This is a genomic window from Acinetobacter haemolyticus (assembly GCF_003323815.1).
GTDB lineage: Bacteria > Pseudomonadota > Gammaproteobacteria > Pseudomonadales > Moraxellaceae > Acinetobacter > Acinetobacter haemolyticus.
In genome coordinates, this window is the sequence record NZ_CP030880.1 from 705,183 (window position 1) to 724,976 (window position 19,794).

Genomic DNA, 19,794 nt, shown 5'->3' on the forward strand with positions numbered 1-19,794 from the left:
AAAAATTGCTACAGTATTTTCACAATCGAGCCGTTAAAATTTGCTCGGAAATTGCGTGGAAATGGCCCAGATTGCGTATGAAACAGCTTGGATTATGGATGTTTGTTATACCGATGATGACCTTGGTTGGTTGTCAAACGACTGCACATATATCTCCAGTTGTGGAAGACGCTCAAACACGTGTTGTAGAACAACCCTTTGCTCAAATTAAACAACAAAAACGCCCTGTCGTCGCATTGGTTTTAGGCAGTGGCGGTGCGCGAGGTTATGCACATATTGGTGTGATTGAGGTGTTAGAGCAACATGGCATTCGTCCTGATTTAATCGTAGGAACCAGTGCTGGAAGTATTGTAGGTTCAATCTATGCCAGTGGAAAAAGTGCTGCTGAGTTACGTGAGATTGCACTCAAATTAAAAGCCAATGATGTACGTGATGTGAGTGTCAGTTTAAAAGGTTTCTTCGATGGGAAAAAAGTTGAGGATTATGTCAATGAGCAAGTCCAAAATACACCATTACAGCGCCTTAAGATCCCGATGTATGTGGTCGCAACTGAACTGAAAGAAGGAACTAAAACTGTCTTTAATTATGGCAACACTGGGCAGGCAGTACGTGCTTCGGCTTCGATTCCAAGTATGTTTGTTCCGATCAAAATTGGTCACAACGAATATGTTGATGGCGGTTTGGTAAGTCCTGTACCGGTTCAAGTTGCACGAGATTTGGGAGCGGATATTGTCATTGCGGTGGATATTCTGGCGCAACCCGTCCATACAGAAACGACCAATGTTTGGGGGCTGTTTAACCAAAATATCAATATCATGCAGGGGCGATTAGCAGAAGAAGAACTTAAATACGCGGATATTGTGATTCAACCAGACCTACGTGAGAAAGTTCATATTTTTGATGTGAAAGGACGTGAAATCACCATGCAAGCTGGCGTTGATGCTGCGCAAAGTAAACTTGCAGATATTCAGCTGGCAATTCAAACCAAGCGTTATTCAAAAGAACGCGTGAATGCGCTATTGCCTTAATCAAGGATGATGGGGGTTAAAACAAGATCGAAAGATTTTCCGAAAATGATCAAAACAATAAAAAAATGCCTGATAAAACGCTATGAAAATAATGAAAAAACAGGTAAATAACTACATTAGCAATCCATCAGACTGATTTAAGTTTGAGGTTATAGCATACAACCATCCGTCTATTGCAGCACCACAAGGATAGTTCAGTACGATGTTTAAATCTTTTTTCCCAAATCCACTTTATTTTTTTGCTTCATTGTTACTGTGGGTCATCATTAACATGTTGTTATGGTATTCAGGTGGAAAAGAATGGGGGACATATCTTGGCTTTTCAGCGGGATATCATGAGGCAGCTTTACCCATTGATGTGAGCCGTTTTTGGTCTCCAACATTTCTATGGTTCTACCTTTGGTTTTTTGCGGCAACAGCATTATTTGCGATTTTTTGGCGATTTTTCTCCGACAATAAATGGCAGCGTTGGTCAGTCTGGGGGTCGGCATTTATTTTGTTTAATATCTGGTTTGGAGTACAAGTCAGTGTCGTGATTAATGCGTGGTATAACCCATTCTATAATCTCATCCAAACCATGTTATCTAGTGGTGGTGGTAATGTACAAGAGCTCTATTCAGGTGTCATGACCTTCCTGTATATTGCAATGGTTTATGTGACTTTTGCTGTGTTTAATTTGTTCTTTGTGAGCCATTATGTTTTTCGTTGGCGTACAGCGATGAATGATTTTTATACCTCACATTGGGAGCGATTAAGACATATTGAGGGAGTTTCACAGCGTATTCAAGAGGATACGATGCGTTTTGCGAAGACGACGGAAACACTTGGGGTTAACCTCGTCGAAGCACTTTTAACCTTGATTGCTTTTTTACCGATCTTGGTACAATTATCTGTACATGTAAAAGAGTTACCTATTGTTGGAGAAATTCCACATGCACTTATGATTGCTGCAATTGGTTGGGCAGTGTTGGGTACAGTTGTATTGATGGTTGTTGGTTATAAGTTACCAGGTTTAGAGTTTAATAATCAAAAAGTAGAAGCGGCCTTCCGTAAAGAATTAGTTTATGGGGAAGATCAGCATGATCGGGCACAACCGCAGACACTCAAACAGCTTTTTTCCAAAGTACGTCAAAATTATTTTCGTTTATATTTCCATTATGCCTACTTTAATTTAGTGCGTATTTGGTATTTGCAGTTAGATAATATTTATGGACTCTTTATTTTATTTCCATCGATTGCTGCGGGTGCAATTACCTTAGGATTGATGATGCAAATTTTAAATGTCTTTAATCAGGTACGTAGTTCATTCCAATATTTGATTAGTTCATGGCCAACGATTATTGAGTTAATGTCGATTCATAAACGTCTCAAGGCTTTTGAGTCTACATTAGAGAAATAAAGAGTAAATCTGATAGTGAAGACCTGTATTGATGAAATACAGGTCTTTTTTTATGAGAATTTATAGGAAGCAAACACCTAATCCTGCACCCAATACCATGACCCATAAAGGATGTATCTTCTTAAATAACCCTAGAACTGCGGTCAAAATAACAATCAAAACGAGCAAGATATTTTGTACAGATGCATCAGCAATCAGCCATGCGCTGACCAACACCAAACCGACTGTAATTGGTCTTAGTGCTTGTTCAAAGCGTGCTCTCAGAGGATGATCTTTAAAACGTTGCCAAAACTTCAGTGCATAAATGGTTAAGACCGAAGATGGACCAAACTTGGCAATCGAGGTCGCAAGTAGTCCTGCTGGTCCTGCAACATGCCAACCCACCAAAGGGACAATCATCATATTGGGACCGGGGGCTGCCTGCGCCATCGCAAATAAGGAGCTAAATTGCTCTGCTGTCATCCATTGATGTACAGTGACAACTTGATGCTGCATTTCCGGCAAGATTGCATTTCCTCCACCAAAAGCAACGATAGAAAGCTGAGTAAATACCATTGCGAGCGTAAGCAATATCATGATTTTTTCACTCCTAAGATCAACATATTCATTGCCACTAAAAGGATCAGGGTGAGGATTAATGGCAGTTTGATCCAAAGCATAAAAACTGCGGTCAGCGCAATCGTGATCAGGGTGAGATAACTTTTTAAAATGGGCTGCAGCATGCGTAAACCTGTTGCAAAAAGTAAGCCTGCAGCAGCAGCGGCTAAACCTTGGATTAAATGCTTGACGCTCGATAAATGCTGGAAATGCACGTAAGTTTGATAAATCAGCAAGACAATCACTGTTGGAGCAGAAATCAGACCTAATAATGCACTGATCGCCCCTTTAACGCCTTGAAACTCCATTCCAATCGCAACGGCCATGTTAATGATATTGCCGCCGGGTAAGATCTGACAGATCCCAAGTAGGTCGGTAAATTTGTTCAGGTCAATCCATTTTTGCTCTTCGACGATCACCCTTTGCGCCAGTGGTAAGACTCCACCAAATCCCATTAAGCCCAGTTTCATAAATCCCATAAATAGCGCTTTACAATCTGGGGTACTTGATTGTGTTAGGTCCGCTACGGAGATGACTTGAGCTTTCATTGGGGATTATCCTCATCAATCTGACTCATGATAGGATGGTGGAATAGTAGTATATTTACAAATGCTTTATTTTTCCTTATCTATACTCTCAAGGTATGTATGATTGATATTCATAAACTCAAGGCATTTATTGCTGTGGTGGAGGAAAGTAATATTTCCAAGGCTGCTGTGCGCTTGCATATACAGCAACCGCCATTGACGCGACTTATTAAAAGCTTAGAGAAAGATTTAGATACGGTATTGCTCAAACGTCTACCACGTGGTGTAGAGGTGACTGAAGCGGGTAAAGCCTTATACCAAGAAGCAATTACGATTTTGGATCATGCTGACTCTATCCCTCAAAGAGTACGCAATATTGCACAAGGAAAGGAGGGGCAGATCAATATTGGATTTACTCATTCTGTAGGACTACATCCTTTTTTACCTGCGCTATTACGCCAGTATCGGGAGCGATTTTCTGCTGTGGCGATTCATTTAGAAGAAGACAGCAGTAGCTCTTTGGTAGATGCTGTGATCAACGAAAAATTAGATATCGCCTTTTTACGTAAACCTGCCCCTATTCATGCTGATTTGCATAGTTTTTATGTGCTCGATGAACCACTCATCGTGGCTTTGCCGAGTAATCATCCTTTGGCAGAGGAACAGGGGACAATTCGGTTGTCTGATTTAGAGGCTTATGAATTTGTGTTATATCGCCGTTTAGGTGGGCAAGATTTGTTTGATAATATTTTGGCAAACTGTTATCAAGCTGGTTTTAGCCCAAATATCGTGCAGGAAGCACCTCGTTTAACCTCAAGTCTGAATTTGATTGCAGCAGGGATTGGGCTTTCGATTGTTCCAGCATCGATTCAAGGTTTTTGGAATAAGCAGATTGTGTATCGTCCGCTTGCTGCGGACCAACCCAGTATTGCCCCCATATATGCGATATACCGAGCTAAGCAAAAGAGTGTACGCATAGAGCATTTTGTTGATCTACTTAAGATGAGGTAGTTGGTCAATGAAAAAAATATGACGCAATATGCCAAGAGATTTAAACTATAGTTAATTTTTAAAAATAACCTTACACCTTAGAGAAATACCATAATGAAAAATATATTTTCCGTATGTTGTATGTTCGTGATCAGTTCTTTTGCAGTTGCGCAGGAGATGAAAGGGGTTTCATTCTCACATCAAGATTGGGAAATCTATTGTAGTAATACTGGGACATGTCGCGCGGCAGGTTATCAAGCTTTAGATGGAAGTGAAAACCCTGCATCGCTTTTATTGACGCGCCATGCAGGGGCGAAGCAAGCTGTAAATGCCGAATATGCGTTGTCGCTTTATGATGAAAGTCCTATTCCAGCCCATCGACTCCGAAATATTCATTTTTATGTCAATGGAAAAGACTTAGGTCCAGTCGGTGTCAATACGAAGGAAGCACCTTTGATGGGGAAATTATCTACCCAACAAGTGAATGCCTTATTACAACAGTCTAAACAGAAAAATGAGATTGTATTTAAAAACTCAGCTTTCCAATGGAGAATTTCTGATGCAGGAATGACGGCTACATTATTAAAAATGGATGACTTTCAGAAGCGTGTTGGCACGGTCGGCGCACTGGTTAAAAAAGGCAAAGCAGATGAGTCAAAGGTGTTGGCAGCTCGTCCCAAAATCGTAGTGAAACATGTTAAAACCGCTGCAAAGCCTTACCTAGTTCTGCAACCTAAAAATAAGCAATTTCAGTCGCTTTACTCACAATTAATGACTGCATCATTTTCGGCGAGAGATGAGCATTTTTGTGACGGTGTATATGACTATACCAGTGGTGGTGCAAAACCTCAGCCGATCGCACTTTATAAATTGAGTAATAAAAAAGTATTGGCAATGAGTCTGTGTTGGCGTGCAGCCTATAACGAGGGTTATGGTGCATGGGTATTGGATGAATCCTTAAAGGGTAAAGCGACGTTTGTGACTGAAGCTGCATCATATTTTAATGAAGGTGTAATTAGCAGTGCACAAAAAGGTCGAGGAATTGGTGATTGCTGGTCGAGTTCGGAATGGGTGTGGGATGGTCAAACGTTTGTTCAAAGTAGAGATATGTGGACGGGAATGTGTAAAGGTTTAGCTGCTGGTGGTGTGTGGGAGTTAGATTTGATCGAAGCGGTTGTGAAATGATACCTGTGGTTACACAGTCTCACAGATGATTGTATTGGCTCTATGGTACAAAGAGACAGATTGCATTTTGGAACTGCGCTTATGTCTCGTGTTTATATTTCTCCCCTTGGTAAATTTTCTCATTTAAGTCGTTCTGTGTTGATGGCTGTAGCTTTTTTGGGTACAACGCAAGTGGCGATGGCAGGGCCAACCGTGGATCAACTGAGTGATTGTTTAGTGAAAGCCACGACAGCTGCGGATAAAACCACGGTATTGCAATGGACCTATAGTGCTTTAGCGGCACATCCTGATTTAAAAACGTTTAGTAATGTCACGCCTGAGCAAAAGAATCAGCTGGATCAGAAATTGGCACAAGTTTTACAGCGTGTGATTGTCGAGCAATGTTCGGCTCAGACTAAGGCAGTGATTCAGGCTGAGGGTATTCAAGCGGTTGGAGAGGCTTTTCAGCAGTTAGGTCAGAGTGCGGGTGAGGATATTGTCAAAGACCCAGCGGTTAGACAGCAGTTGCAAGGTACTTTGCGTTATATTGATTTAAATAAATTAGTGACGACTTTTTTAACGCCTGATATTTGGAATAAGTTGGGTGTGTTAAGAGGGCAGTAACCTTACCTAGGGGAGAGGAGGCTATGTATATGACAAAGTCCCTCTTTTCTTAAAATTGAGAAGCTTCGCTAGTAGAGGTATTCATAAATCACGTATAAAAAAAGACTTTGAAAGTTGAATGCATCCTAAATGTTGGAGTTAATTGGATAATATTTTTTCAAATGTTAATGTAGTTTCTACTTTATTAAAAATAGATATTCCAAAATATCAAGTGAGAACTTTATGTCTGAGTGGGGAAACATCGAAGAAGAATTAGCACATTTATGTGCCGAAGATGAATTTTATGGATATTCAAATATCAGTAGCTGGTTGAGTGAGCAAGCTAAGAAATTAGAAAGTGGAAAACTAAAAGAAGAATTAGAGCTTTATTCAAAAATTTGTTTCATGATGCTGATACCTACGAGTATGAATGAACCGTTGAAAGAAAGGATAAATTTCTTTGAACATGGTCGGAGTGCGAGACCAGAAGATTTGACTGAAGTAGAAATTGAAAAATTAGAAAGTACCTATGAGGGTTTAAATAATCCATGGTTAAAGGCACGCTTAGCAGAAATATTATGGTTACGAAAAAAGCCAAAAAATATTAATTGGATACAAACAGCAATTGATTGTTATTTATCACTTCAAGAGACTAAAGAGAATTGGTTCAAGGATGTTGGGAATTGTCATGAAAGGGCATTTTATCTAGGAACTAAATTTAGAAGAAACCCAAATATTAATATTGATATAGAAAAAATGAGAGGTATAAAAATAGGGATTATTTTGAATGAATATCAGGCTGAAAACTTTACTGTTTTAAAAATGGGGGAACTTTTAGTTAATTATGGGATGATTGAAAATTATGAAACTCAATTAATTGAAAAGTACCTTGAGTTAGCTGAATCATGTAAAAATATAAATATTCATTTAGCTGATGGTTATTTGAAAGCAGTAATACATATATATGAGCAACTGAAACAATTTGAAAAAGTCTCTGAAATTATTATGCAACGTACCAAGCTTTATGAAAAAGAGGGCGATGGACATTTAAAAAAGCAAATAATAGGAGCTGTATTAGCCCAAGATGCATATGAAAAAGCATTACAAATTTTAGCGACTATACAAAGAAAATTTCGAGGAAAATTCCAATATGCACAAATAGAGCAAAATCTGTATGAAAAGATGCATGAAGCAGCAGTGGTATTTTTAGAAACCGCACCCCAAATTACACATAAAATTGATATAAAAGACATAATAGATTGGGTCAGTACTGAAATTAGTGGACAAGACTTCCCAATAGCTTTACATAAATTTTTGTCTATAAAACCTATAGTCAAATTAGATGATTTACAAGAAAAAGTATTTGAAAAAATTAAAAATAATTTTTTATCAAATTTGTTTGGAGAAAAGTATTTTTCAGGGGATGCAAGAGTTATTAAGCGATCATCGGCAATGAGCACTAATGAATTCACTGATGAACAATTAGAAGTAAAAATGATTGAAGAGTGTAAGAGTGATGTAGAATTTTGGACAAAGTCAGCTCTGATAGAAGGATTTAAAGTTTTACAAAGAGAACATAACCTTAGATTAGAAGATTTTTTTCATTTAACTCAACTTTCTCCTTTTATCCCACAAGACAGATCAAGAGATATAGCTAAAGGCTTATATTTTGGCTACGATGGTGATTTTTTGACGTCACTTCATTTGTTAGCACCTCAGATTGAGCATATTGTTCGATATCATCTGAAAAATTCAGATGTAAGAACTACCACGCTTGAAGATGGTATCGAAACAGAGCTAAGCCTTAGTGCATTATTAAAAAAAGAAGAGGCAAAAAAAGTATTTAATGAAGGTTTGATAATTGAGTTAAAAACAATATTTACTCACCCAAGTGGTTTCAATATTAGAAATGATGTAGCTCATGGTTTAGTAAGTTCTGATGATTACAATCAAGTTGGCTTTTTCTATGCTTGGTATTTTTTATTAAGGATTACCTTTATGCATTTTTGTAGGAAAGTACAAAGTTTGGACGAAGACGATTTTCAGAATTTAGTAAAAAACCCGCTCTAAAGCGGGTTTTCTTTTAAAATTAGATCAGCTTAACCAATCAATTTCTTCATCAATTCATTCACTTGAGCTGGGTTAGCTTTACCTTTTGCGGCTTTCATGACTTGACCAACCAGACCATTAAAGGCTTTTTCTTTACCAGACTTGTACTCTTCAACCATTTTTTCATTGGCTGCAAGCACTTCTTTGATAATCGCTTCAATCGCACCTGTATCGGTTTCTTGTTTCAAGCCTTTCTCGGCAATAATGTCATCTGCAGATTTTCCTTCTGCTTCCCACATAAAGCCAAACACTTGCTTTGCAATTTTGCCGTTAATGGTGTTATCGACAATACGTGCGATCATGCCACCTAATTGCTCAGCAGAAACAGGAGAGTCTGCTAAATCTAGACCTGCTTTGTTTAAAGCACCTGAGAATTCACCCATCACCCAGTTTGCTGAAACTTTACCTTGCTTCGCACCGCCAGCAGCAGCTACAACAGCCTCGTAGAAGTCCGCCATTTCGCGTGACAGCGTCAATACATGTGCATCGTATTCAGTCACACCGAAGTCAGCAATAAAGCGCTCACGACGTGCAGCTGGCAATTCTGGCAGGGCAGCGCGTGCCGCTTCGATTTGCTCATTTGAAATGATCACTGGTAACAAGTCAGGGTCAGGGAAGTAACGATAGTCGTTCGCTTCTTCTTTTGAACGCATTGAGCGAGTTTCCATCTTGTTTGGATCGAACAAACGAGTCTCTTGATCAATCTCGCCGCCGTATTCCAAGATTTCCATTTGACGTTCAATTTCAACATTGATCGCTTGTTCAATGAAACGGAATGAGTTGAGGTTTTTCAACTCACAGCGTGTGCCGAAAGGTTGACCTGGACGACGTAAAGACACGTTACAGTCAGCACGGAAAGAGCCTTCAGCCATGTTCCCGTCAGAAATACCTAACCAACGCACAAGGGTGTGAATGGCTTTGATATAAGCAACTGCTTCTTCAACGGAACGCATATCAGGTTCAGACACGATTTCAAGTAATGGTGTACCTGCACGGTTTAAGTCAATCCCAGACATGCCTTCGAATTGGTCATGGATTGATTTACCTGCATCTTCTTCAAGATGGGCACGAGTCACGCCGATGCGCTTAGTAGAACCATCTTCAAGCTGAATATCAATATGACCCAAGCCGACAATTGGATTGTCCATCTGGCTGATCTGATAGCCTTTTGGCGAATCTGGGTAGAAATAGTTCTTACGTGCAAATACAGAGGCTTGATCGATATAGGCATCGATACCCAAGCCAAAGCGAATTGCAAGATCAACGACTTCGGCATTTAATACGGGTAATACACCTGGCATCGCCAAATCAACAAGGCTGGCTTGAGTATTTGGGTCTTGACCAAATTCAGTCGATGAACCCGAGAAAATTTTAGATTTGGTTGCAAGCTGAGTGTGGATCTCAATCCCGATAACGACTTCCCAACCGTCAATTAACTTTAACTTTTGAGCTTCAGCCATTATGCATTCTCCTCAGCAATTGCCGCACGTTTGGTATGCCAGTCTGTGTTTTGTTGATATTGATGCACAATCGAAAGCAATTGTGATTCAGACCAATAGTTACCAATTAACTGTAAACCGACTGGTAAGCTGTCTTTATCGAAACCAACAGGAGCATTGATGGCTGGTAGACCCGCCAAGTTCACAGCAAGGGTATAGATATCGCCTAAGTACATTTCAGTTGGACTGAGGTTCGCACCGATTTTGTACGCAGTCGTTGGTGCAGATGGCGCCGCAATCACATCAACATTTTCAAATGCTTTCAGGAAATCCTGTTGGATTAAACGACGTACTTTTTGTGCTTTCACATAGTAAGCATCGTAGTAACCCGCAGACAGCGCATAAGTCCCGATCAGGATACGACGTTGTACTTCTGCACCAAAACCCTCTGAACGTGAACGTTTGTAGAGGTCTAAAATGTCTTTTGGATTTTCACAACGGTAGCCATAACGAACACCATCGTAACGTGACAAGTTTGATGATGCTTCCGCAGGTGCGATCAAATAGTAAGTTGGAACGTAGGCTTCAGTCATGTTGAGATCAATCTCAACCAAAGTCGCGCCCATTTCTTCAAGCTTTTTCAATGATTCTTCAACGCGAGTTTTCACGTCTGCATCTAAACCAGCGACATTGAAGTATTGCTTTGGAATACCAATACGTAAACCTTTCACCGCTGTGCCGTTTAGGTTAGCCACGTAATCATCCACTTCTTTGTCTACAGAAGTTGAGTCTTTAGCATCATGACCTGCAATCACATTCATGAGGTAGGCACAGTCTTCTGCTGAACGTGCCATCGGGCCGCCTTGATCCAATGATGATGCATACGCAATCATACCGAAGCGCGATACACGGCCATAAGTCGGTTTTAAGCCCGTTAAGCCACAGAATGAAGCTGGTTGGCGAATTGAACCACCTGTGTCTGTACCTGTTGCGATTGGCGCAAGATCAGCCGCTACAGCTGCAGCAGAGCCACCTGATGAACCACCCGGGACATGATCTAAGGCCCATGGGTTGCCGGTTGCACCAAAGTAAGAGCTTTCTGAGGTTGAACCCATCGCGAATTCGTCCATATTCACTTTACCTAAAGTCACAAGACCTGCGGCTTTAGCCTTGGCAACCACGGTTGCATCATAAGGTGAAATGAAATTGTCCAGCATTTTTGAACCCGCAGTGGTTTTAATGCCTTGGGTACAAAAAATATCTTTATGTGCAAGAGGAATACCTGCCAACGCATGCGCATTGCCTGATTTGATTGCTGCATCAGCCGCATCCGCCTCTACTAAGGCTTGCTCTGCGGTCACCGTCACATAACTTTTTACTTTTGCGTCAATTTTGGCGATACGTTTTAAATAATGTTCAGTCAATTCACGTGATGAAAATTGGGCTTGTTTTAAGCCTTCAGAAAGTTCACGAATTGATAAGCGATGTAAATCTGTCATATGAAAAATTTCTTTACATTCTAAATATAAAATAAAAGTTAATTGAATAAAAATTATTCAATTACACGAGGTACAAGGTATAAACCAGCTTCGGTTGCAGGTGCGATCGCTTGATATTCATCACGGTGATTGCTTTCAGTAACTGCATCTGTGCGTAATGGTTGTGGGTTATCAAATGGGCTTTTCAAAGGCTCAACATCATCGGTATTAATGCCTTTCAAGCTTTCCATCATGCCCAGAATTTTATTTAAACTTTGAGCATATTCAGCAGATTGCGTGTCGTTTAGCGATAAGCGTGCCAAATTTGCAATTTGCGATACAGTTTGCGCATTTAGATCCGCCGTCTGTGGAGCATCGGATGATGTAGACATAACTTTACCTAATTCAGTATCAAAAAATTTCAAAATATCGTGCGTTATAATAAGCGATTGACTTGTTCAAATCATCACATTTAGTTAAAGTTGCCACCTTGTATTCACACAAAGTTTAATTGAGAACGCCCCCGTGATTCTAAAACGACTAATTGGCTTGTTTTCGCCGGATTTAGCCATTGATTTAGGTACTGCTAATACGCTTATTTATGCACCAGGCCGTGGCATTATTTTAAATGAACCAACTGTCGTGGCAATTCGCCATAGTGGTTCACAAAAAATTGTTGCCAATGTTGGACTTGATGCTAAACAGATGTTAGGTCGTACCCCAGCGAATATTTCAGCGATTCGTCCGATGAAAGACGGTGTGATTGCTGATTTTGAAGTAACTGAAACCATGTTGCATCAGTTTATTGGCAAAGTACATGAAAAGCGTTTATTTCCACCTGCACCACGTGTTGTCGTTTGTGTACCGTGTAAATCTACTTTGGTAGAACGCCGTGCGATTCGTGAAGCTGTATTCAATGCAGGTGCTCGTGATGTCCGCTTGATTGAAGAGCCGATGGCGGCAGCAATCGGTGCGGGTATGCCTGTAGAGCAAGCATGTGGTTCGATGGTGGTGGATGTGGGTGGTGGTACCACTGAAATCGCAATCATTTCATTACAAGGTTGTGTTTACGCTGATTCACTACGTATCGGTGGTGATGTTTTTGATGAGCAAATCATCAATTATGTACGTAAAGCGCATGGTTGTGTGATTGGTGAAACCACAGCTGAAGTGATCAAAAAAGAAGTTGGAATGGCGGTTGCTGATGGTAAAACATTAGAAATCGAAGTTCGTGGTCGTAATTTAGCTGAGGGTGTTCCTCGTGCGATTACCGTGACTTCTGATGAAATCACGCAAGCGATTGCTGATCCATTACAAAGCATTGTCAGTGCGGTGAAATCTGCACTTGAACAAACGCCGCCAGAATTGTCTTCTGATATCGCTGAGCGTGGTATCGTGTTGACGGGTGGTGGGGCATTATTGCGTAACTTAGATAAGATGCTTGCGCAAGAGACTGGGTTACCAGTTGTGGTTGCTGAAGATCCGTTGACTTGTGTCACTCGTGGCGCTGGAAAAGTATTAGAGTTCTTTGACAATCCAAATCACGACATGCTTTTTGTTGGCTAAACCATAAGGACTAGGCGGTGCAACCGAATCTTTTTTCAAGACAACCGCCATCTTTTCGCTCATTTGTTATTGCAGTGATCACATGTTTGGTAGTGCTATTTTTTGATTGGCGCATGCCGCATGTGATTAAACCAGCAAGGGATGTCTTGTACGCCGCGTATAACCCAATTTATGCATTGGCGAGTTATCCAGTACTGTCGCGAGAATGGCTGAATCAACAAACCAAATCCGAAGCTCAATTGCGTCGTGAAAATACTGCGATGCAAGCAGAGCTATTGCAAGCACGTGTTCGACTCCAAAAATTATCTGAACTTTCTGCTGAAAATAACCGTCTAAGAGGTTTATTAGATACGCCATTGATCATTGATGGACGTATGCAGATTGCTGAAGTGATTGGAACGGATGCGGATCCATTACGTCATATCATTATTATCAACCGTGGTTCTGCCGATCAGCTTAAAATTGGACAAACAGTTTTGGATGATCAGGGCATCATGGGACAGATCATCAATGTCTATCCACATAGTGCGCGTGTGATGTTGTTATCTGACAAAGAGCATTCTCTATCTGTACGCTTAGAGCGGACAGGTATGCGTGCGATTGTGTCGGGTACTGGTGATTTAGGTCAGTTAAAAATGGACTACGTGGCGACCAGTGCAAACATCAAAGTTGGGGATAAGGTGTTCAGTTCTGGTTTAGGTGAGCATTTCCCTGCAGGTTACTTAGTCGGGACAGTATCGAAAGTCAGTCGTCATAATTCTGGTGAATTTGCTGAAATTGATGTAGTGCCAGCGGCTCAACTGGCAAGTGGTCATCATGTCGTGGTTCTGTTCTCAGAGTCATTGGCAAAGGAGCAGCCTTATGCCAATCGCTAAGTTAAGTTATAGCAAATCCAATAAAGATCCTTTGTTGATGATCATCATCTCGATTGTGATTGCATCGGTATTGATGGTCTATCCGTTGGCGTATGAGTTGTCAGGATGGCGACCTGCGGTGATGTTGATGGTGATGCTGTTCTGGATTCTTTATCAACCTGTTTGGTGTGGGATCTGGTTTGCCTTCGGTATGGGGATTTTTGCTGATTTACTTTTAGATGCGCCACTGGGGTTAAACGCATTAAGTTTTGTGCTAATTTGTTTTGCCACGCGCTATTTCATACGTGAACGACGAATTTTAACTTTTGGTAATTCATGGGTGATTGCAAGTATTGCCATAGTGATGCATATCACTTTTTTATGGATGTGTCAGACCATAACAGGTATGCATTTTTCTCTAGCTCGACATTGGCAACCGTTGATTACGGGTGTTTTAGCTTGGCCGATCCTTTATTATTGTTTACATAAATGGCGCATATAATTCTCGCATCCAGCTCGCCGCGTAGGCAGGAGCTTTTATCGCAACTGGGTTTGGACTTTGAAGTTTTTAGTCCAGACATTGATGAGACAGTAAGGGATGCTGAAACGGTTGTGCATTATGTGGAACGGTTGGCAAGAGAAAAAGCGCGTGCTGTTTTAGCTCAATTTCCTGCTGCAATTGTAGTTGCAGCAGATACCAATTTAAGTTTTGCTGGAAAGATTTTAGGTAAGCCTGAATCAAAGCAACATGCTTTTGAAATGTGGTCACAGCTTTCTGGGCAGTGGCATGATGTATTTTCTGGCGTCTGTGTTGCCAGTCGTATTCAAATATGCAGTACAGTAGTGCGGACACAAGTCGAGTTGCAAACGCTTAGTCACGCAGAAATGGAAAAGTATTGGGCAACAGGTGAGCCGATTGGCAAAGCAGGTGGATATGCCATTCAAGGAATTGCTGCACAATATATTCCACAAATAAGGGGCAGTTATAGTAATGTGGTGGGGCTGCCTTTGTATGAAACAGTACAGTTATTAGAAAGCGTTAAAGCATAAATTCTGCATTAACGCTGTCGGCATAAGAATTTTTATAAAAGTTTTGAGTTGGTTATGGCAGAAGAGTTGCTGATTAACGTTACACCGATGGAGTGTCGGGTTGCGTTGATTGAAAATGGTACGGTCAATGAACTATTTGTTGAGCGTACGGCAAAACGTGGTTTAGTGGGTAATATTTATAAAGGCAAGGTTGTCCGTGTACTACCGGGCATGCAAGCTGCTTTTGTTGATATTGGATTATCTCGAACAGCATTCTTGCATATCAATGATATGGTCTGGCCTCGTTCACAACCGACGCCTAATGTTTTTGAGTTGTTGCATCCTGGGCAAATGCTTACCGTGCAAGTGATGAAAGACATGCTCGGAACGAAGGGGGCTCGACTCAGTACAGATCTTTCGATCCCATCGCGTTATCTTGTGCTGATGCCTTATGGGAATCATATCGGGGTATCTCAGCGCATTGAAGCGGAAGAAGAGCGTGATCGTTTACGTGGGATTATTGAGCATATTCAAGCTGAACATAACCTACCTGGAAGTGTGATTGTACGCACTGCTGCGGAAGGGGTGGATGAAGCGGCGATTGCACAAGACATGAATTACTTGAGTAAACTGTGGGAATTCATTCAACGGAAGCAAAAAGAAGTTTCAACACCTGAGCTAATTTTTGAAGAGCTTCCTTTACCTCAACGTATTGTGCGGGATTTAGCCAGCGATGAAACCGCTAAAATCTATGTGGATTCGCGCGAAATTCATGGCAAGTTGAATGACTTCGTCAAGGAGTTTGTGCCGACCATTCAAAATCGTTTGCTGCATTATCCGGGTGAAAAACCACTTTTTGATTTATACAATGTCGAAGAAGATATTCAAAAAGCTTTACAAACGCGTGTAGCACTTAAATCGGGTGGCTATCTGATGCTTGATCAGACAGAAGCGATGACCACCATTGATGTTAATACCGGTTCCTATGTCGGTGGGCGAAGCCTAGAAGACACAGTTTTTAAAACCAATATGGAAGCGACCCAAGTCATTAGCAGACAACTCCGTTTGCGAAACTTGGGCGGTATCATCATCATTGATTTTATTGATATGCAGGAAGCTGGGCATCGGGAAGAAGTGATGCGTCAGTTTGAAAAAATGCTTGAACGCGATCATGCCAAAACCAAAATTACTCAAGTTTCAGAACTGGGTTTGGTTGAAATGACTCGTAAGCGAACTCGTGAATCTTTGGAACATCTACTTTGTGAATCATGTCCAACTTGTCAAGGACGCGGTTATGTGAAGACAGCAGAGACAGTATGTTACGAGATATTTCGCGAGATCATGCGATATGCGCGTGCATTTGATTCCAAGGGTGGCTTTACTGTCGTTGCGCATCCAGCAGTGATTGATCGGCTTTTAACAGCAGAAGCCCCAGCCGTCGCGGATTTGGAGCATTTTGTGAACCGTGTCATAAAATTCCAAGTGGAAAATTTATATACGCAAGAGCAATACGATATCATTTTAAGCTAAAGTTGTAACAAGATTTCGCTTAATCCTTGTTACAACTGAAATTTTACTTTCGATCATGAATTTTAAATACTAGAACCATAAGATTAGCCATAGGCATTTTTCAATGTCTTAGCAAATATAATGAGGTATATAAAATGAATGTAAGTAAAAGATTAGTGAGTCACGGTTTTAAGCATGTTTTAGACAGCAATCCTGTGAACACTTGTTATATGGTCGATAGCCAAGGTAAAGAAGTTCCGATTACTACGGCAATGATTCGTTCAGCCTGCCATCAATTGCTACAACGTTGTCGCGCAATTAAAAAGTAAGGGGCCATTGAAAGCCCCTTAATTTTTCTCTACGAATTTACAATCTTCTCTTGCGGTAACTCTTGAATCTTTTGTTCAAAACGTTGAATTTCTTCTTCTAGATGTGTCAGTAAGTTTTGCATTTTTGGTAGTGCATTTCGACATGCGATCAAACCAACTTCTAATTTATCCAAATAACTGGTTAAGGTAATATTGAGTGCCTGACCATCCATCACGATTGATGCAGGATATAGTGCATCGAGTTTTGCCCCATTCCAATACAACGGTTCACGTGGACCAGGTACGTTAGAAATTACAAGGTTAAAGGCTTGACGCTTAGGTAACATTCCTGAAGCGATGTTTAATCCTGCTGGACCATAGACCACGGCACTATAGTTTAGAATCTCATTTGCGGTCATACGACTAAAGCGTTGTTTGGAGTTTTGCACACTGCGACGAATAATTTCCAAACGTTCGATTGGATCTTCGATATGAGTGGCAAGATTGGCCAAAATCATCGTAATACGGTTACTTACATCTGAGTCATCGGTACGTAGTGATGCTGGCACCATAGCGATTAAAGGCTTTTTCGGTAAGCTATTATGACTGATCAAATATTCGCGTAAAGCACCAGCACATACAGCCAAAACGACGTCGTTTAAGGTCACGCCTAGGGTTTTGGCAATGGTGCGGAAACGATCTAATTCGAATGATTGTGCTGCAAAACGACGGGCAGAGCTAACACGTTGGTTTAAGATCGACGGCGGTGCTTGGAAGGTCGAAACGTAGTCTGGGTTTTTCCCCATCTCTTTAAAAATAGTTTGAGAGAGTTCTTGCATCACTTTAGGAGCAACTTCGCACTGGGATTTAATGGTATCCCACACACCTTTGATTTTGCTAACACTTGGTGGTTTCGGAGCTTTTAAACGTTTAGCGCGCTTGCCTTCTACACACCAGAGCGGAACGACATGTTTTTCATTTGGATCTTTTGAAAGCGATTTTTCGATTAGGCGCATACCTGCAACGCCATCTACCATCGCATGATGGATTTTGAAATACATGGCAAAACGGTTGCCTTCAATTCCTTCGATAATGTCACAGGTCCATAATGGTTTAGCACGGTCAATAAGAGAACTATGTTGCTGTGAAATATACACTAGTAATTCACGAATACGTCCAGGATTGGGTAAAGCAATATGACGGAAATGATGGTCTAAATCGAATTCATTGTCTTCACCCCAAAATAAACCATTTAACTGATTGTTAAAAGGTGGTACTGGAATGCTTTTTGATTGACGAATTTCTTCAACCAGATCATGAACAAAGGTTGGAGACGCATTTTCAGGTAGTTCAAATAAAAACAGCCCACCTACATGCATGGGTTGCTGTCTTTTTTCTAATGAAAGAAAAATGAAGTCGATCGGGTGTAATGGGCGCATAGCAGATATAGCCTCTCATCGCATTTTTTATAAGATACTCTTGGAGCTCTTATTAGTATTATTGAACCGTAGAGATCAGTATATACGCTTTCGTCTGGTTAAAATATGACTTTGTACACAGCAGTCAGAAAAAATAAAACCACTGACAAATCAGTGGTTTTTATATACCAAAATTGTTACAGCTTATTTTTTTAGATTTCCAGCATGCAAACCGCACTCTTTGTGAGTTGCTTCTTCCCACCACCAACGACCTTCACGTTCATGCTGATTAGGTAAAACTGGGCGTGTGCAAGGTTCACAACCAATTGAGATAAAACCACGCTCATGCAATGGATTATATGGGATTTCCATCATACGGATATAACTCCATACATCGGCACTACTCCAATTGGCAAGTGGGTTGTACTTGATCAGTTGTTTACCTTCCCCTGAAAAGCCAACATCGGCCTGAACCACTGGAACATCACTACGTGTTGGGCTTTGATCTTTTCGTTGACCTGTAATCCAACCATCTAAAGTCGCCAATTTTTTACGAAGAGGTTGAACTTTACGAATCCCACAGCATTCTTGATGACCATCTTCAAAAAAGCTAAATAAGCCTTTTTCATTGACGAATTGTTGAACTGCAGCAGACTCAGGAAAACAGATTTCGATATTAATATTGTAATGCTTACGGACTGTTTCAATAAATTGATAGGTTTCAGCGTGTAGTCGCCCCGTATCTAAGCTAAAGACACGAAAGGGCTTACCAATACGAGAAGCGATATCAATCAATACAACATCTTCCGCACCTGAAAATGAAATGGCGATTTCACCTTGTTGACTTAAAGCAAGTTCTAAAATTTCTCGTGGCGATTTTTCTGCATATTCAGCAGCGAGCGCATCCACAAGGTCAATAGTCGGAATAACAGTCATGGGTGTTCCTGGCGATAGGCTTGGGCACAATTGTAAATCATTCTAAGCAAAGCAGTTTACTTGCTCTCAACTTTAATCTTGCAGAATAAAGCTGATTTATTCAACAACAGCGCAAAAAATTGAAAATGTTAGTGGTATGATACAGCAATTTTTAACCAACATTGGAAGCATTCATGGAAATCGTATGCCTAGATCTTGAAGGGGTTTTAGTTCCAGAAATCTGGATTAATTTTGCAAAAAAAACAGGGATTAAAGAACTCGAGGCAACGACTCGTGATATTCCAGACTATGATGTACTAATGACACAGCGTCTAAATATCTTAAAACAACATGGTTTGGGTTTAAATGATATTCAAGCGGTGATTGCGGATATGGGGCCTTTTGAAGGGGCGAAGGAATTTGTTGATTGGGTACGTACTCATTTCCAACTGATTATTCTCTCAGATACGTTTTATGAGTTTGCACATCCTTTAATGCAGCAACTGGGTCAACCGACAATTTTCTGTCATAAATTAGAGACAGACGAAAATGGTATGATTACCGCGTATAAACTTCGTCAACCAGATCAAAAACGTCAGGCGGTTAAAGCTTTGCATGGTTTGAACTTCCGTGTGATTGCGGCAGGTGATTCTTATAATGATACGACGATGTTGGGTGAAGCGGATCATGGATTCTTGTTTGATGCACCAGATAATGTAATCGCTGAGTTTCCTCAATTTCCACCTTTGCATGGCTATGAGGCTTTAAAACAAGCCATTCGTTCAGTATCGCAACGTAATATTCCAGAATAATAAATCTATCCAGAGAGTCTATTTTATGAGATTTCTCAAAGAGTGAAGC

20 protein-coding genes are annotated in these 19,794 nt (G+C 40.7%); 13 read left to right on the forward strand and 7 right to left on the reverse strand.

All coding sequences use genetic code 11. The annotated features are described in order from the left end of the window. The first annotated feature begins 77 nt into the window (after window positions 1–77). Window positions 78–1,028, forward strand: a complete 951-nt coding sequence (locus DS737_RS03330) for a patatin-like phospholipase family protein (RefSeq protein WP_213068178.1) — start codon at window positions 78–80, stop codon at window positions 1,026–1,028. Window positions 1,029–1,230: 202 nt separating this feature from the next. Then, window positions 1,231–2,427 carry a peptide antibiotic transporter SbmA gene (sbmA, locus tag DS737_RS03335; protein ID WP_113996758.1) on the forward strand — a complete coding sequence of 399 codons (1,197 nt, stop codon included), beginning with the start codon at window positions 1,231–1,233 and terminating at the stop codon, window positions 2,425–2,427. A gap of 60 nt (window positions 2,428–2,487) precedes the next feature. On the opposite strand, the gene DS737_RS03340 is transcribed toward sbmA, so the two are convergent. Next, complete coding sequence (locus DS737_RS03340) at window positions 2,488–3,003, reverse strand: chromate transporter (RefSeq protein WP_113996759.1); 516 nt, start codon at window positions 3,001–3,003, stop codon at window positions 2,488–2,490. Beyond that, window positions 3,000–3,572 (reverse strand): chromate transporter, encoded by a 573-nt coding sequence (locus DS737_RS03345; protein ID WP_113996760.1) that lies wholly within the window; start codon window positions 3,570–3,572, stop codon window positions 3,000–3,002. Before DS737_RS03345 ends, DS737_RS03340 begins: the two co-directional genes overlap by 4 nt. Window positions 3,573–3,671: 99 nt before the next feature. On the opposite strand from DS737_RS03345, the gene DS737_RS03350 reads away from it, so the two are divergent. From DS737_RS03350 to DS737_RS03365, 4 genes are all read left to right on the forward strand, one after another. Beyond that, entirely contained in the window at window positions 3,672–4,562 is an 891-nt protein-coding gene (locus tag DS737_RS03350) for a LysR family transcriptional regulator (RefSeq protein WP_005083153.1), read from the forward strand. A 93-nt stretch (window positions 4,563–4,655) separates the two neighbouring features. Beyond that, entirely contained in the window at window positions 4,656–5,726 is a 1,071-nt protein-coding gene (locus DS737_RS03355) for a DUF1176 domain-containing protein (RefSeq protein WP_113996761.1), read from the forward strand. An 81-nt stretch (window positions 5,727–5,807) separates the two neighbouring features. Then, complete coding sequence (locus DS737_RS03360) at window positions 5,808–6,329, forward strand: hypothetical protein (RefSeq protein ID WP_113996762.1); 522 nt, start codon at window positions 5,808–5,810, stop codon at window positions 6,327–6,329. A gap of 222 nt (window positions 6,330–6,551) precedes the next feature. Next, a complete protein-coding gene (locus DS737_RS03365; protein ID WP_113996763.1) occupies window positions 6,552–8,378 on the forward strand; it encodes a DUF4209 domain-containing protein in 1,827 nt (608 codons plus the stop codon). A gap of 29 nt (window positions 8,379–8,407) precedes the next feature. Here DS737_RS03365 and gatB read toward each other — a convergent pair whose 3' ends face one another. The 3 genes from gatB to gatC are packed head-to-tail and all read right to left on the reverse strand — an operon-like array spanning window position 8,408 to window position 11,726. After that, window positions 8,408–9,877 (reverse strand): Asp-tRNA(Asn)/Glu-tRNA(Gln) amidotransferase subunit GatB, encoded by a 1,470-nt coding sequence (gatB, locus tag DS737_RS03370; RefSeq protein WP_113996764.1) that lies wholly within the window; start codon window positions 9,875–9,877, stop codon window positions 8,408–8,410. Next, the gene (gatA, locus tag DS737_RS03375) at window positions 9,877–11,355 is read right to left on the reverse strand and encodes an Asp-tRNA(Asn)/Glu-tRNA(Gln) amidotransferase subunit GatA (RefSeq protein WP_113996765.1); all 1,479 of its coding nucleotides are present in this window, start codon (window positions 11,353–11,355) and stop codon (window positions 9,877–9,879) included. Before gatA ends, gatB begins: the two co-directional genes overlap by 1 nt. Window positions 11,356–11,408: 53 nt before the next feature. Next, window positions 11,409–11,726 carry an Asp-tRNA(Asn)/Glu-tRNA(Gln) amidotransferase subunit GatC gene (gene gatC, locus DS737_RS03380; protein WP_005083137.1) on the reverse strand — a complete coding sequence of 106 codons (318 nt, stop codon included), beginning with the start codon at window positions 11,724–11,726 and terminating at the stop codon, window positions 11,409–11,411. Window positions 11,727–11,859: 133 nt separating this feature from the next. Here gatC and DS737_RS03385 point away from each other — a divergent pair, with 133 nt between their 5' ends. The 6 genes from DS737_RS03385 (at window position 11,860) to DS737_RS03410 (ending at window position 16,621) form a co-directional block, all read left to right on the forward strand. Further along, entirely contained in the window at window positions 11,860–12,900 is a 1,041-nt protein-coding gene (locus DS737_RS03385) for a rod shape-determining protein (protein WP_004640560.1), read from the forward strand. Window positions 12,901–12,917: 17 nt separating this feature from the next. Next, window positions 12,918–13,775, forward strand: a complete 858-nt coding sequence (gene mreC / locus DS737_RS03390) for a rod shape-determining protein MreC (protein WP_005083136.1) — start codon at window positions 12,918–12,920, stop codon at window positions 13,773–13,775. Beyond that, window positions 13,762–14,256, forward strand: coding sequence for a rod shape-determining protein MreD (gene mreD, locus DS737_RS03395; RefSeq protein ID WP_004640557.1), 495 nt, complete (start codon window positions 13,762–13,764; stop codon window positions 14,254–14,256). Before mreC ends, mreD begins: the two co-directional genes overlap by 14 nt. Next, a complete protein-coding gene (locus tag DS737_RS03400; RefSeq protein WP_113996766.1) occupies window positions 14,244–14,804 on the forward strand; it encodes a Maf-like protein in 561 nt (186 codons plus the stop codon). The genes mreD and DS737_RS03400 overlap by 13 nt, the downstream gene beginning before the upstream one ends. A 54-nt stretch (window positions 14,805–14,858) precedes the next feature. Further along, a complete protein-coding gene (gene rng / locus DS737_RS03405; RefSeq protein WP_004640553.1) occupies window positions 14,859–16,313 on the forward strand; it encodes a ribonuclease G in 1,455 nt (484 codons plus the stop codon). Window positions 16,314–16,447: 134 nt separating this feature from the next. Next, window positions 16,448–16,621 (forward strand): PA1571 family protein, encoded by a 174-nt coding sequence (locus tag DS737_RS03410; RefSeq protein ID WP_004640552.1) that lies wholly within the window; start codon window positions 16,448–16,450, stop codon window positions 16,619–16,621. Between the two features lie 29 nt (window positions 16,622–16,650). Here the strand turns inward: DS737_RS03410 and DS737_RS03415 are convergent, their stop codons facing one another. Further along, entirely contained in the window at window positions 16,651–18,039 is a 1,389-nt protein-coding gene (locus DS737_RS03415) for a WS/DGAT/MGAT family O-acyltransferase (RefSeq protein ID WP_005083130.1), read from the reverse strand. A gap of 183 nt (window positions 18,040–18,222) precedes the next feature. Further along, on the reverse strand, window positions 18,223–18,954 hold the full coding sequence (locus DS737_RS03420) for a phosphoadenylyl-sulfate reductase (protein WP_004640549.1): 732 nt from the start codon (window positions 18,952–18,954) through the stop codon (window positions 18,223–18,225). Window positions 18,955–19,127: 173 nt separating this feature from the next. Here DS737_RS03420 and thrH point away from each other — a divergent pair, with 173 nt between their 5' ends. Beyond that, entirely contained in the window at window positions 19,128–19,745 is a 618-nt protein-coding gene (thrH, locus tag DS737_RS03425; protein WP_004640546.1) for a bifunctional phosphoserine phosphatase/homoserine phosphotransferase ThrH, read from the forward strand. The last annotated feature ends 49 nt before the right edge of the window (window positions 19,746–19,794 follow it).

What these genes read in the sequence shown, in the direction of transcription:
- DS737_RS03330 (WP_213068178.1), top strand. Translation starts at nt 78, where the DNA reads ATGAAACAGCTTGGATTATGGATGTTTGTTATACCGATGATGACCTTG.
- sbmA (WP_113996758.1), top strand. Translation starts at nt 1,231, where the DNA reads ATGTTTAAATCTTTTTTCCCAAATCCACTTTATTTTTTTGCTTCATTG.
- DS737_RS03340 (WP_113996759.1), bottom strand. Translation starts at nt 3,003, where the DNA reads ATGATATTGCTTACGCTCGCAATGGTATTTACTCAGCTTTCTATCGTT.
- DS737_RS03345 (WP_113996760.1), bottom strand. Translation starts at nt 3,572, where the DNA reads ATGAAAGCTCAAGTCATCTCCGTAGCGGACCTAACACAATCAAGTACC.
- DS737_RS03350 (WP_005083153.1), top strand. Translation starts at nt 3,672, where the DNA reads ATGATTGATATTCATAAACTCAAGGCATTTATTGCTGTGGTGGAGGAA.
- DS737_RS03355 (WP_113996761.1), top strand. Translation starts at nt 4,656, where the DNA reads ATGAAAAATATATTTTCCGTATGTTGTATGTTCGTGATCAGTTCTTTT.
- DS737_RS03360 (WP_113996762.1), top strand. Translation starts at nt 5,808, where the DNA reads ATGTCTCGTGTTTATATTTCTCCCCTTGGTAAATTTTCTCATTTAAGT.
- DS737_RS03365 (WP_113996763.1), top strand. Translation starts at nt 6,552, where the DNA reads ATGTCTGAGTGGGGAAACATCGAAGAAGAATTAGCACATTTATGTGCC.
- gatB (WP_113996764.1), bottom strand. Translation starts at nt 9,877, where the DNA reads ATGGCTGAAGCTCAAAAGTTAAAGTTAATTGACGGTTGGGAAGTCGTT.
- gatA (WP_113996765.1), bottom strand. Translation starts at nt 11,355, where the DNA reads ATGACAGATTTACATCGCTTATCAATTCGTGAACTTTCTGAAGGCTTA.
- gatC (WP_005083137.1), bottom strand. Translation starts at nt 11,726, where the DNA reads ATGTCTACATCATCCGATGCTCCACAGACGGCGGATCTAAATGCGCAA.
- mreD (WP_004640557.1), top strand. Translation starts at nt 13,762, where the DNA reads ATGCCAATCGCTAAGTTAAGTTATAGCAAATCCAATAAAGATCCTTTG.
- DS737_RS03400 (WP_113996766.1), top strand. Translation starts at nt 14,244, where the DNA reads ATGGCGCATATAATTCTCGCATCCAGCTCGCCGCGTAGGCAGGAGCTT.
- rng (WP_004640553.1), top strand. Translation starts at nt 14,859, where the DNA reads ATGGCAGAAGAGTTGCTGATTAACGTTACACCGATGGAGTGTCGGGTT.
- DS737_RS03410 (WP_004640552.1), top strand. Translation starts at nt 16,448, where the DNA reads ATGAATGTAAGTAAAAGATTAGTGAGTCACGGTTTTAAGCATGTTTTA.
- DS737_RS03415 (WP_005083130.1), bottom strand. Translation starts at nt 18,039, where the DNA reads ATGCGCCCATTACACCCGATCGACTTCATTTTTCTTTCATTAGAAAAA.
- DS737_RS03420 (WP_004640549.1), bottom strand. Translation starts at nt 18,954, where the DNA reads ATGACTGTTATTCCGACTATTGACCTTGTGGATGCGCTCGCTGCTGAA.
- thrH (WP_004640546.1), top strand. Translation starts at nt 19,128, where the DNA reads ATGGAAATCGTATGCCTAGATCTTGAAGGGGTTTTAGTTCCAGAAATC.